This is a genomic window from Corynebacterium intestinale (assembly GCF_023574125.1).
Lineage (GTDB): Bacteria > Actinomycetota > Actinomycetes > Mycobacteriales > Mycobacteriaceae > Corynebacterium > Corynebacterium hesseae.
This window is the reverse complement of record NZ_JAMKFF010000015.1, coordinates 1-12,594: the sequence shown is the minus strand read 5'-3', so window position 1 is coordinate 12,594 and position 12,594 is coordinate 1. Positions and strand designations below refer to the sequence as shown.

At 57.8% G+C, this 12,594-nt stretch carries 12 protein-coding genes; 6 read left to right on the top strand and 6 right to left on the bottom strand.

What is annotated here, in order from left to right; genetic code table 11:
- Window positions 1-77 precede the first annotated feature (77 nt).
- Window positions 78-1,280, bottom strand: a complete 1,203-nt coding sequence (locus M5J06_RS12055) for a S1 family peptidase (protein WP_250224756.1) — start codon at window positions 1,278-1,280, stop codon at window positions 78-80.
- Between the two features lie 187 nt (window positions 1,281-1,467).
- Here M5J06_RS12055 and M5J06_RS12050 point away from each other — a divergent pair, with 187 nt between their 5' ends.
- From M5J06_RS12050 to M5J06_RS12040, 3 genes are read left to right on the top strand one after another with little or no spacing between them, the layout of a single operon-like run.
- A complete protein-coding gene (locus M5J06_RS12050) occupies window positions 1,468-1,896 on the top strand; it encodes an NUDIX domain-containing protein (RefSeq protein ID WP_250224755.1) in 429 nt (142 codons plus the stop codon).
- Between the two features lie 25 nt (window positions 1,897-1,921).
- The gene (locus tag M5J06_RS12045) at window positions 1,922-2,581 is read left to right on the top strand and encodes a DUF4232 domain-containing protein (RefSeq protein WP_250224754.1); all 660 of its coding nucleotides are present in this window, start codon (window positions 1,922-1,924) and stop codon (window positions 2,579-2,581) included.
- Window positions 2,582-2,629: 48 nt separating this feature from the next.
- Entirely contained in the window at window positions 2,630-2,938 is a 309-nt protein-coding gene (locus M5J06_RS12040) for a hypothetical protein (protein WP_070524691.1), read from the top strand.
- A 7-nt stretch (window positions 2,939-2,945) separates the two neighbouring features.
- Here the strand turns inward: M5J06_RS12040 and M5J06_RS12035 are convergent, their stop codons facing one another.
- Window positions 2,946-4,151, bottom strand: a complete 1,206-nt coding sequence (locus M5J06_RS12035; protein ID WP_250224753.1) for a DUF418 domain-containing protein — start codon at window positions 4,149-4,151, stop codon at window positions 2,946-2,948.
- Window positions 4,152-4,210: 59 nt separating this feature from the next.
- Between M5J06_RS12035 and M5J06_RS12030 the strand changes: the two genes are divergently transcribed.
- Window positions 4,211-4,654, top strand: a complete 444-nt coding sequence (locus tag M5J06_RS12030) for a DUF1990 domain-containing protein (protein WP_250224752.1) — start codon at window positions 4,211-4,213, stop codon at window positions 4,652-4,654.
- 32 nt (window positions 4,655-4,686) lie between these two features.
- Here M5J06_RS12030 and M5J06_RS12025 read toward each other — a convergent pair whose 3' ends face one another.
- A complete protein-coding gene (locus tag M5J06_RS12025; protein ID WP_180952133.1) occupies window positions 4,687-6,438 on the bottom strand; it encodes an alkaline phosphatase D family protein in 1,752 nt (583 codons plus the stop codon).
- A gap of 222 nt (window positions 6,439-6,660) precedes the next feature.
- Here M5J06_RS12025 and M5J06_RS12020 point away from each other — a divergent pair, with 222 nt between their 5' ends.
- Together M5J06_RS12020 and M5J06_RS12015 are read left to right on the top strand one after the other, a co-directional pair.
- Complete coding sequence (locus M5J06_RS12020) at window positions 6,661-8,544, top strand: purple acid phosphatase family protein (protein ID WP_250224751.1); 1,884 nt, start codon at window positions 6,661-6,663, stop codon at window positions 8,542-8,544.
- Window positions 8,545-8,647: 103 nt separating this feature from the next.
- Window positions 8,648-10,648 (top strand): vWA domain-containing protein, encoded by a 2,001-nt coding sequence (locus M5J06_RS12015; RefSeq protein WP_250224750.1) that lies wholly within the window; start codon window positions 8,648-8,650, stop codon window positions 10,646-10,648.
- A gap of 173 nt (window positions 10,649-10,821) precedes the next feature.
- On the opposite strand, the gene M5J06_RS12010 is transcribed toward M5J06_RS12015, so the two are convergent.
- The 3 genes from M5J06_RS12010 to M5J06_RS12510 are packed head-to-tail and all read right to left on the bottom strand — an operon-like array spanning window position 10,822 to window position 12,352.
- Window positions 10,822-11,331, bottom strand: a complete 510-nt coding sequence (locus M5J06_RS12010) for a hypothetical protein (protein WP_101735986.1) — start codon at window positions 11,329-11,331, stop codon at window positions 10,822-10,824.
- A complete protein-coding gene (locus M5J06_RS12005; protein ID WP_145990290.1) occupies window positions 11,324-11,899 on the bottom strand; it encodes a hypothetical protein in 576 nt (191 codons plus the stop codon). The genes M5J06_RS12010 and M5J06_RS12005 overlap by 8 nt, the downstream gene beginning before the upstream one ends.
- Before the next feature lie 18 nt (window positions 11,900-11,917).
- A complete protein-coding gene (locus M5J06_RS12510) occupies window positions 11,918-12,352 on the bottom strand; it encodes a lactococcin 972 family bacteriocin (protein WP_101735985.1) in 435 nt (144 codons plus the stop codon).
- Between the last annotated feature and the right edge of the window lie 242 nt (window positions 12,353-12,594).

Genomic DNA, 12,594 nt, shown 5'->3' with positions numbered 1-12,594 from the left:
ATCTGGGGCACTATTTGTTAGAAACGTACTCTCCCGGCCACGCGCCCGCGGCTCCGTGACCGGTTTCGCGGCGGAGGTTAGTTCTCCGGAAGCGCGAAACCGGAGCCTACGCCCTCGCGGCGGTTCAGATCCGCGATGATGGCATCGGTGTTAGACACAACCGTGGGGTTGTGCAGCGCGCCCTGCCACGGGGTGTGGCACGACGGCAGCCCCGGAATCAGGCCGCGGGATACCGAGCCGACGATGCGGCCGTTGCGGAAGACCGGAGCGCCGGAGTCTCCAACCATGGCGCACACCTGGTTGACGGTGACGCGCTCGGTGTGCTGGAAGGTCATGCCACAGGTACGGCCGGTGGCCACGCCGTTCTTGCAGGTGATATCGCCCGGCTGGGTGGTGCCACCAACCCCATTAGCGGTCACGCCGTTGTAGCTACGGGACACCTCGGCCTTGGAGCCGAACTCGATGAGCGAATAATCCAGCTGTTCATTCTTTGACACCACGGTGCCGGTCGGGCCAACCTGCCAGGAGTCTGCCGAAGAGACCGGATCGCCGACATTTCCGCAGTGACCAGCGGTAATACCGACCTTGCGGCCTTCCGCATCGGTGCCGGCTGCCGTCAGCGTGCACATGGTGTCCTCATGAATGTAGAGCGGGGTACCCGGGCCATACAGGGACTTGCCTTCGGTCATCGCTACATTAGATTCCTCCGGGATCTGAGGAGCATCATAGTAGGACCCCGGCACTCGGTGCAGGACATAGTCCGCCTGCGGTTTACCGGCAGCGATCTTGGAGAACAGGTCATTCTTCCACGCATAGTTCGGATCAGTGCCCTGTGGCACGAATTCCGGCTGCGTGGCCTCCTCCAGTAATCCGATGGGGGCAGGATTGGTCAGCGGTTCACCCGTTTTGGCGTCGGCACCAGCATAGTCCTGCGGTGCTACCGGAACCGGTAACCGGGTATCCAGGTTCGCTTGCCCCGCAAGGCGCTGCGCTGCAGGGGAATTCACGGCCCCAGCAACCGCCTGGGACGCATCCTTCGACGCCGCTGCGGCGGCGCCGTTAACTGTTGAATCGATGGTGTCTGTCAGCTCCTTGTCCACGGGCATGGTCTCAATGCCCACGGACTGCAGATCCTCGCGTACCTGATCAACAAAACCTGCCGAATCAATCTCCGGGATTGTGGGGAGCTCCTGGGCACCCGCAGCTGGGTTACCCAGGAAGAACGCACCTGCGAAAGCCGAGCCCACGAGGACTTTCTTAAGGTGCGGAATTTTTCGCATTGAGTAATTCCTCTTTCACTTCTTCTCGTAATGGTCTATAAGACTTCCCCTATGATGGCACGCGCCTTGGACGGCCGTTTTCTAACGTGGGTGACTGTGTCCAACCCGTTACATTACTGACAGTTTTCGGGTGCCCCCTCTCTTTCTTCACCGCCCTACGCACCCCGCGCCGACCTACCATGGAGGCATGTCTGAGACCTCCACTTCGCCCTCATCTCCCGCAGACATTGCTGAAATCGTCGCCGTTATCCTGCGCGATAATCACGGTCGCGTTCTCGTCCTCCGCGCCACCTCTACCCCAGAATTCGTCCTGCCCTTTGGCTCCATCGATGACACGATTAACCCCGCCAAGGCCGCCCAGCTCATCGCCCACGAGGCCGTGCGCGCGGTGGTCGATATGTCTAAACTGCGCCGGCTTGCCACCTATATCTCCCCTGCCGCCAACGACGTCCCACAAACCATCCACGCGCACGTCTATGTTTATGAGGAAGAAATCTCCGTCGCGCATCCAGACAAGGAGATTGCGGAGCTAGCGTGGGTCGATCCCGCTGCCCCGAATGTCGACATCGCCCCTTTGCTTAAGGAGCGTGTATTCCCCGCTTTGCAAGAACTCTGAAAGCTCAACGCCTAGACTCCGCACCATGACTACACAGCGACTACTCCCCGTTTTCGCCGCATCCCTCGCTCTAGCGCTCACCGGCTGCGCCACCGATGAAAACACTGATGCCATGCTTGACGCCGCCTCCCCTACCACCACCCAATCCGCCGACGCGGAGTCTGTAGGTCTAGTTCCCGCGGACCAGCAGACCCCCGACGCAGATCCAGCAGACCCCGGTCAGGGGCAACCTGATACAGGCACTACCGCCCAGGCCGCGACCGATGGCACATGCTCCACGGAACAACTCGACATCGGACTATCTAACGAGCAGGGTGCCGCGGGCTCACGCTTAGCCGACATCACTTTTACCAACGCCTCCTCCGAGCCCTGTACGTTGAACGGCTTCCCTGGCGTTTCGGCCGTCACCAATGACGACGGCACCCAACTTGGCGCCGCCGCCGAGCGCGAAACCGGCCAAGAAACGGCACCCGTCACGCTAGAGCCAGGACACACCGCTTCAGCGAGCCTCAAGATGACCAACGTCGGCGTCCTCGATCCCGCTTCCTGCCAGCCCCAAGCAGCCGACGGCTTGCGCGTCTACCCACCCGGCGAGACCGCCAGCGCCTTCATCCGAGTTCCCGGCCTCGAAGGCTGCGCGGGCGATGCACATTACCTTTCCATCCAGCCGGTCACTGCAGGTTAAACCCGCTTAAACCCCGCAACATTGTCGCACCGGTCTACACTCGCGGCTATGGAATCCACGAAGCTAACATCACTCGTGTTTGGCAATGTTGTATTGGAATCGCACATGACGAAGACGATTATTGTCGTTTATTCGGAAGACATGCGGTCATGGTACTTCCGCCCGAGTCCGTACACGGAGCTTAAGGTGCCGCTCGATGAGCTGCGCGGGCAGCTGAGTAGAGAGCGCGCGGAACTCATCTCGGAACGTATCTTTGATAACGTAAAACTCGAGCTAGAGGAAAGCTACCCCGGTGGCGTGGACCGCGCGCAGAAGGAGCTCTGCGGCTGGCTTCTGCGCGAAGAATCAGCCGTTTAAACCAACATCAGGCCGACCCGAGAGCCGACTTAGACTCAATACGACACGTTGGGCCGTACGCCAGCCGGCGATGCGCCCACTCGAACGGGCCAGGTTTGCCCCAAGCCTCAAGCAGAGCAGCGAGAAGCAGGGTCAGGACAAAGACCAGCAGACCGATTCCAAGCTTGCCGCTCACCGAAGCATCCGCGCCTAGTCCGAAGCCGGCTGGGGTGACAAGAACAATAAACAAAACCGATTGCGCAATGTAGCCCGACATAGAGCGCTTGCCCAATGCCACGAAAGCAAAGGCCCACCCAGGAACGCGATTGTTGAGTTTCTCCGTGAGCAGTGCCAAAACCGCCAGAATGCCAGGACCCGTAAGAAAGCCAAAAGCTTGGTTCAGCATCAAGAACACCGGTTCCAATTCGGTTGACACAACGCCAGCGGCCGCAAGCCCCCACGGAAGACCAACAAAGACAATGACCATACCTGCAATAACAACCCAGGTGACCAAGGTTCGGCGGTGCGCAGAAACGTTTGCAAGCACGCCCTCCCGCGCCCAGATATATCCGATGAGTAAAACGCCTACCAGCCCCACAAATGTGATGGGGATCTGCCCCAGAGCAGCAACCTCACCGCGCAGGTTGCGGGCGAAATAGTCACCGAATGTGACAAGTTCACCGGTCATCGGACGCGAGTTGGGCAGAGGATTGAAGTAGCCAAAATAGGCTCCCACCGCGCCCGAACCGGCGAAAACCGCATAGCCGCCAAAGAACCAGTAGGCAATGCGCCGCAGCGTGCGCGTCGAAAGCGTAAAGCACCAAACCAAGGCGATGCCCATGAGGCCATAGACCAGCATGATGTCACCGTCGAAAAGCGCGAAGCCATGCGCCAGACCAAAAACTGCAAGCAGCCCGTAGCGGCGGATGAGTACGCGCCGCGATTCTTTAATGGTGTAGCCCTTACGCTGCAAACTAGCAGCAATGAGACCAATGCCGAAGCCCAACAGCATGCAGAACATCGGCAGGCCTCGCACACGTACAAACATGCCGGTGAACACCGCGGCCACGGTGTCTAAGGTGTTATCGGGGCGCACACCGCCCAGGGTGGAGCTGGGACCTATCGACCAATCATTGACTACCCAACTCTGCACGGCGTTCGCCATGGCGATCCCCAAAAGCGCCGTGCCGCGCGCTAAATCAGGAACGATAAGTCGTTGTCGTTTCTCCTGCATACACCCTATTTTACTCTTCTCAAGCATCATCTAAGGGCGGTTTGACTAGGCTGAACACCATGCCTGAGCCACTGTCGTACTCCTCCACCGAGAGCTTCCCGCAGCTGCACATGTCCCGCGTCATCGACGCTGAATTCGATGACGCCGCGGACAAACTCTTCCGCTGGGGCCTGCAGCGTAGCGGTCTCTTCCGGGTACGGCCCAGCCACGCCACGGTGGAGGAAGGCGCTGAGGTCAGCCTCGGGCTGGGGCCGTGGGAGTTTCGCTGCCGAGTGGTGGATGTATTCCGCGAGGAGGGCCGCTGTGGCTTTACCTACGGCACCCTCCCTGGCCACATCGAGCGCGGCGAGGAGACCTTTACCCTGGAGCGCCTGCGAGATGGGCGCACGCTGCTGCTTGTCGACGCCTCCTCCCAACCCGCCCGCCTCCCCTTCCTGCGCCCACTGCTCGATATTCCCCGGCGCGCGCTGATTGGATTCTTTTACCTTAAAGCGCTGGACTGATCCCGCCCGGCGACCTCACCGTCGAATGGCGGCTAGGCGGTGAATCCATCCTTGGGATTCCACGTCTTGCTCACTGCTAGCGATACCGAAGCATCTTCAGCTTCCACATCAGAAACTCGGTAGTAGTGCATGTCCACGTGGTCAGCGAAAAGGTGTGCCACGGCGTAGCCGTGGGAGTCATAGTCCAAGTGCTTTACCCACGGATTGGCGTCCTTGATTGCGTCCTCAATGAGCAACGAAGTCGAGTTGTCCTCCCCGTGGTAGGTGCCTGTGTAGGTGGTGAGGATTTCGTCGACATTGGGCGCCGTAATTGAGGTAGTCACCAGCTCACAGGCCACGCGCTTGTCGTGCAGGTAGATGTCGTTGGCCCATTCCGAGTGAATATCACCGGTAATGAAGAAGGAGTTACCCTCGCGAGCATCAAGAGCCTCGAGTACACGGTCACGGTCGGCGGCGTATCCATCCCATTGATCCGAATTCACGGCGAAGCCAGAAGTATTGCCCTTGACAAAGCGCAAGCCCTCATTGGCGGCATCATTACCTGGGATGGTCAGCAGGCGCATGGGAGCCATCATCACCGAGTTGCCCATCACCATCCACGTGGCGTCTGACATCGCAATAGTGTCTCGCAGCCACTGCAGCTGTTCGTTACCCACGATGGTTCGATTCGGATCCCCAAAGTTAGCGGCGGTGGTTTCCTGGTCGCGGTAGGTACGCAGGTCCATCATGGTGAGCTCCATGAGAGAGCCGAAGCGCAGGTTGCGGTAAAGCTTACCGCCCTCGCTCAGCTGCTTTTGGCGCAGCGGCATCCATTCATAATAGGCCTGCAAGGCGTCGTTCCAACGGCGGGACCACTCGCCCTCTGCAAACCCAGGTGTGTGGTTTTCGGCGCCCTCGCGCCAGGAGTTGTTGGCTGTCTCGTGGTCATCCCACACCACGACCCACGGGGCCGCAGCATGCGCAGCCTGCAGGTGCTCGTCGGTGCGGTAGCGGCCGTAGCGGATGCGGTAATCCTCCAGCGTGACGATCTCCCACACGGGGTGGTGCTCACGTGCCACACCACTCTTGCCCACGTACTCCCCCGTGGGATATTCGTAGATGTAATCCCCAAGGAAGACCACGAAGTCAAGCTCCCCGGAGCGTCCACGCTCCGCCATGTCCTTGTAGGCGTTAAAGAAGCCCGATTCGTAGTTGGCGCACGAGGCCACGGCGAATTTCAGGTTGTCTACCTGGGCATCGACAGCTGGCGCAGTTTTCGTCCTGCCCACGGGCGAATACGCCCCGCTATGCTCACCCGAGGTCACCTGGAAGCGGTAGTAGTACACGGTGTCCGGGTTCAGGCCAAAGGGATCTACGTGAACGGTATGGTCGTGCTCCGCGGAGGCAACCTCTTGGCCGTGTGCCACCACGGAACCCATCGCCTCATCTGTAGCAATCTCCCATGCCACGTGAACGTCGTCTCCCATGCCAGAACCAGGCAGGGCATCCCGGTCCGGGGTGACGCGGGTCCACAGCACCACCGAGGTGGGCAGCGGATCGCCGGACGCAACGCCGTGGAGGAAAGGCAGCTGGGCGCCGGTGTACTGGTTATACGCTTCCAACGGGGTCTGGCGCGGGGTGCCGTGCTGGGCAGTTGCTGCCGACAGCCCATAGCCAGCGGCCGCGGTGGATGCACCAACGGCGCCCCAACGCAGCGCGGTGCGTCGATTAAAGCGGATAGCGCGAGAGTTTCTTAAAGATTCTGAAGAGTCTGGGGTATCTGTGGACCCGAATTCGTGGGACATGGGGCTAAACATAAGCTCACCAAAACTGCTACTTCAACGCGAAACAGCGCGTGATATCCCCTATACCGGGGGCATGTTCCACAGATTTCTATTCTGCTTAACCGGAGGTTCACCTTGAGATGTTTCTGTGACTAGGTCATGTCTGTTTCTCTGTTTTCTCAGCAGAGAAACACTCTCACACTCAACTTCCGATATTCATCGCAAAAGGCACACAAAGCAATAATGAAGCGTTTTAGTTTTTCTCCCGCCTCCGCTGGCGTAGCCACCATGACCGCGGCCGCTCTTGTCTTCACCTCACAGGTAAGCGTTCCCGTTCTGGCTACCGCTCAAACTAGCCCCATTTCCCGGATGGTGCTCCAACCGGGAAGCAAGGAAAGCTCCGTCATTGTCTCGTGGCGCACCCAGGGCCCGGCAGACAAGGAAGTCCTCGAGGTCACCGGCCCAGACGGCGCCCAGACCTTTGAAGCCGAGGAAAAGGACGGTGGCGCTATTGCATACGTGTCCAACTACGCCACCGCTACGGGTCTAAAGGAAAACACCGAGTACACCTACCGCGTCGGCTCCGAAGAGGGCGGCTGGTCCGAGCCTGAAACCTTTAACACCGGCAGCTTTGGCCAGGACTGGAGCTTCGTCACGGTTTCTGACGCGCAGATTGGAGTCGATGCCGACATCAAGGGTCAGACCGAGCAGTGGAACAAGACCATCGGCAACGCGGTTGCCGACGCCCCTCAAGCCAGCATGATCTGGTCCCTCGGTGACCAGGTTGAGGGCTGGGGCGCGACGATCGCGCAGTACGACGGCTACTTCTCCTCACCGGAGATTCGAAACATTCCCACCAACGCACTGCCGGGCAATCACGAGACGTACCCGTCAGACCTGGCAATGAAGCACTACGATGAGCACTTCATCAACCCGAATCAGGAGCCAGACCTGCGGGATTTCTACTTTGAGCGCAACAACGTTCTCTTCCTTGGGCTCGACACCAACGCCAGCAGTGACGCGGACATTGAGCGCCATGCGGAGTTCATGCGTAAGACCATTGAAAACCGCGGAGCTTTCAATGACTGGATCATCGTGGGCATGCACCACGCCTTCTTCTCTCAAGGCACCCACTACACCGATGGCGATGTAACCAAGCTCCGTGAGAAGCTCGCTCCGGTCATGTCTGAGCTGGACGTCGATGCCGTACTCAGCGGCCACGATCACATCTACACCCGTACCCACCTCATGAACGGCCTTGAGCCGGTGAAGGCTCCTGCGAAGCGTGGCGACGTCCTCGCCCCCAATGACGGTGAGGTCCTCTACATCACCACCACCTCGGCGGGCGGCGGCAAGTTCTATGACTTCCAGGGCGAGGACGGGAAGAAGTACCCCAATGCCCGCATGGAAAACATGGACCCTGCTCTGCCGCACGAGTCCACGGCGATCTGGCGCCAGGACTACGACGAGGACTACATGGTCGTCGATGTGACCGGTGATGAGCTCACCTTCCGCACCTACAACGCCAACAACCCAAACTTGGTGGACAAGGTCACGCTGAAGAACAACGACCACGCCATTGCGGACCCGCGCGAAGAGAAGCCGACGACCCCGGCGCCGGCGACCACCACTGAGGTCGTCACCACGGTAGTTCCAACCACCGTGACCACCACGGAAACCAAAGAGGTCCCCACCACGGTGACCACCACGCTCCCAGCGGAGAAGACCACCAAGACAGTGACCTCGATGGTGCCCACCACTGAGGAAAAGACCATCACCACCAAGGTGCCGACGACCATTACCACTACCAAAACTGCCGAGCCCTCCGAGCCTTCGGATCCCTCCAAGCCAGCCAAGCCAGGTGAGCCCGATGAGCCAGCCAAGCCGGATGAGAACTGTGACGAGGGCTCTACGGGGGCGTCGGCAAGCTCGGCAGGCTCCTCCGATGGGTCTTCGGATGATTCGTGCTCGTCCTCTCGCGGCGGCATGATTGGCTTCCTGTTGGGGGCCATCAGCGCGCTGATTGTCGCCGGCGGTGTGGCGGCGCTGGACCCGAACAGCCCGGTCCGCAACAACATTCAGAGCATGCTCGACTCGCTTTACCGGATGTATACCCGGTTGTTCTAAGGCCCCCTAAAACACGCAAACGGAAACGGAATGCACGGGGGTTAATCCCCCTGTATTCCCCGTTCCCAAGCGCAGCTCGCCTCTCGTGTGTAATTTAACTCACATGCACACAAAGTCACGTTTTAAACCAAAACCATTGCTCACGGCGATTGTTTTCCTCGCAGCAGTCGCTCTCTCCGTCGCAACCGTTCTCTTTCCCCTCACAGCCACCGCCGAAGATTCACACTCAACCTCCACTAGTAGCTCCGCGTCGAGCTCCCCCGCTGCTTCTAGTGACATGGCTCCGACCATGGTGGTCTTCGATTCCTCCGGTTCCATGATCACCAACGATGCCGGCGGCCAGACCCGCATCGACGCCGCCAAAGATGCCGCCCGCACCTTCATCACCGAAGCCGGGGACGACGCCCCTCTGGGACTTGTCACCTACGGCGGGAACACCGGCGAGGCCCCCGAAGATGAGGCAGCCGGTTGCCAGGACATCACCGTGGTAACGCCACCCGAGGCCGGCAATTCTGAGAAGATGATTGGCCACATGGATGGCCTGCAACCGCGCGGCTTTACGCCCATCGGTGAATCTCTGCGCAAGGCCGCGGCCGAGCTTCCAAAAGAAGGCCAGCGCAGCATCATCTTGGTCTCGGATGGCGTTGCGACATGTACCCCGCCACCGGTCTGCGATGTGGCGAAGGAACTCAAAGAACAGGGCATCGACCTGGTCATCAACACCGTCGGCTTCAACGTTGAGCCCGAGGCGCAACAGGAACTCCAGTGCATTGCCGACACCACCGGCGGCACCTATGCCGACGCCTCCGACGCCGATAGCTTGGCCAAGGAGCTTAGCCGCGCAGCACCGCGCGCCTACAACGCCTACGAGTCAGACTTGGAGGAGATTGAAGGCGGCGAAACCGAGGGTTCTCCCGCCAAAGTCGACCGTGACGTGGAAGCCTTCTCCACCACCCTTCTTCCGACGGAAGGCGAGGGCCACTCCGCTGAATCGACTACTTTCTTCACCACCCCGATTGCTGAGGGCGAGCGCGTTGTCATTAGCGCCAACTCGACGCAAACACCGAGCATCAACAACTTCCGAAAAGGTGGATCACTCCACTTAGACATTGATGCAGCCGAACTATCCTGTGAACTCGACTCCGCTTCCGCCACTGATAGCTCAGTGAACCAGTACCAGACCGCAGCTTTATATAGCACTCAAGGTGGCGTGGAAGGCTGCGACTCCGATGAGTTCGCTTTCTCGATCCAGCGTAAAGGTGACTGGAAGCAGGAAGAAGAGCTCGGTGTGGAAGTGACCATTACTCGCTTTGGCGAGCCGGATATGAGCGGACAACCAGATCCGGCTGAAGAAAAGACTGAACCAGGCACCGTCGCAGCTTCCGGTGACCCCACCGAGGTTTCGCCCGGAACGTGGTTCACCGACGCTTCTGAGCTAAACCCACAGCAGCCGGTACGCGCACAGATCGTCCCCGGTGAAACCCACTTTTACCGCATGCCCGTCGAACATGGCCAGCAGTTTGCTGGCAGCATCTCCATGGTCGAAGAAGCCGACGACTTTGAAAACAACGATCCCGGTGACTCTCTCATTGTTACCGCGTACAACGAAGCTCGCGCGGAGATCGATGTCGAAGGATCCCACGCGACCATTCAAAAGGACTACAAAACCGATTTCAGCTACCCAGCGCCCATTCTCTTTGCCAACCGCTACGGAGGCTCCCACGACGATGGTTCGGCAGCTTCTGACATCGCCGCAGTGTGGCAGGGCGGCGAGCAATACATCGCCGTAACCTACGAAAAGCTACTAGCTGAACAGGAAATCGACGAAAATACGCAGCTTCCCGTGCTGACCTATGACCTCGTTGCGGACGCCGTGGGGGATCCCGTTCCGGAGCCGACCTTTGCACCAGTCAAGCTCGAGACCGAGAAGCCCTCTGCGCCAGCGGAAAAAGAAGATAAAGAAGACACGGAGAACCACGCGCAAGACAACGATGATTCATCGCTCTTCTCCGGCTTCCCCTTCCTCTTGGTAGGGCTCGGATTCCTAGTCCTCCTCGGCCTCGTCGTTGCTCTGGTTGTTGTTATCAGGAGCCTCAACCGCTAACCACGCTGACTAAGAACGTCACTCACGGTAAATAGTGCCCCCGAATCTGTAAAGATTTCGGGGGCACTATTTACCGTGACTGTCGTGACGTAGTACTCCACCCTTCACGGCAGCGCCCTCCGCTACTGAAGCGATCCCGCTGCCTGTCTTAAAGTGGGTCGAATGACATTCACTCAGGAAAATGCCACGCGAGCCCGAACAGAACCACTAAGTTCCTCAGGGGAGCAGATCTCTATTCCAGGCACCTGCATCGCCTTATGCGTTCCCAAAAAGTGCTTGCTCACATCCGATTTGTCAAGGTTCTCAAGAACCCTGAAAAACCTTTCAGCTTCCTTGGTATTTGGTGGTCCATAGGAATTGAGAGCTGCAAAAACAATGCCCCCACCGGAGGGTACAGCAGAGAGTGCCTGATTAGTCAGATGCTGAAGTTTTTCAAAGTATTCATCGATATAAATCTTTCGCGCTACCGAGCCTGGTTCATCGCTGACGTCGAAAAACACGATAAACCCTCTTAGAGGGGATAATTCAGGTAAATCTTCATCCTCTTGCACGACTGCAATATCCCTTGGGAAATCGTACTGAATTTCATCATCTGTAACTATTACAGAAAAGGTTGCAGCCAGTTGTTCCGCTACGTCCCAAGATTGCTCGGAGCTAACCCCGTATATCAGTATGTTACCCATTTCTACCACCCTTAATGACTTCCTTGCAGGCTATATAAACAATAAGAATACCTACACATATCAAGAAAATTCCGGCAATCTGGCCGGCAAGAGCAGTCGTCCAGGGAAGAGATTTCAACCCAGGTATATATCCAACTACGAAAGGTTCAGCTAAGAAACACAATGCAAGAATTAAACTAAGCAAAGGGATTCTGTTCGATAAAGAGCCTAATAAGCCAAATATCATACCTACAGGCAATGAAGCGAGGAACCAAATCTGGTTATCAGAAAAAATACTAGATGAAAAAAATCCGAGAAGCGCGCCCGTCGCATAGTGGACTGCCAACATGAAAAGGATTGTAAATACTCCGACGAACGATGAGAGTAGTGTTCTGCCCGATATGGATTTTCCTGCCAGAAATGCGCAGCTAATCCATAAAGACGCAGATCCCATGATTTGCCCCACTAGATTGCGTGAGAAAAGTAGCCCGTTCGCCTGCCCTTCGAGCATAGCTGTTGATGTTGCATGGGAAAATGCATAACCAACGGCGATGGCTAGGCAGGCTGTTGGAAGAATGAATTTGTTCATGGGGCCTAACGAAAGAACCTATTGGGTGGACCAGTAGGCGTTGCAGACACCCGCGGAGCGCCCGCCTGTCACACTAGCGGAAGCCCAACTCCCGGGCTTAGCGGTCCCGGTGCTAGTTTTGGTACCCATAATGGCCGTGGCGGTGTGGGTCTTTGTCCTGTGCATGTATTTAGACGTGCAAACCTTGGAACCGTCAGATGTGTAACTGCTCCCATAGGTCCAGGTGCCACCGCCGACATTCTCCGTGGCCCGAGGTTTCACGATTGTGGTGTCCACATCAAAAGTGACAACCCCCGAAGTGGGGTTTCCCTCTTCATCCCATGTTAGAATTCGTTCGTAACTATAAGGGATGGATGGTTCGGACTGATTTTCTTGGGCAATAGCTTGGGGAGTTGCAGGGACTAGTCCAGCAATCACGATGGATGCAAGCGCTCCCTTGAGTGTGCGTTTCATGCGAGTCTCCTTGTAGTTGAGTGGAACTGGGGGCAAGGTCTAGTAGGCCATTCGAACAGCTGTCAATCAAGTAATTGAACGACACTTTAAATCTACCATCAAATGACTTGAGCTGTGATTGAGGTTACCCTCGTTTAGTGGACACCCTATTTGTACGGATCTTGTGTCCGTGGGAGAGGATGTTCATTGTGAGTCAACAGCGCAAGAAGTACACGCCGGAGTACCGGCGTGAAGCCGCGAAC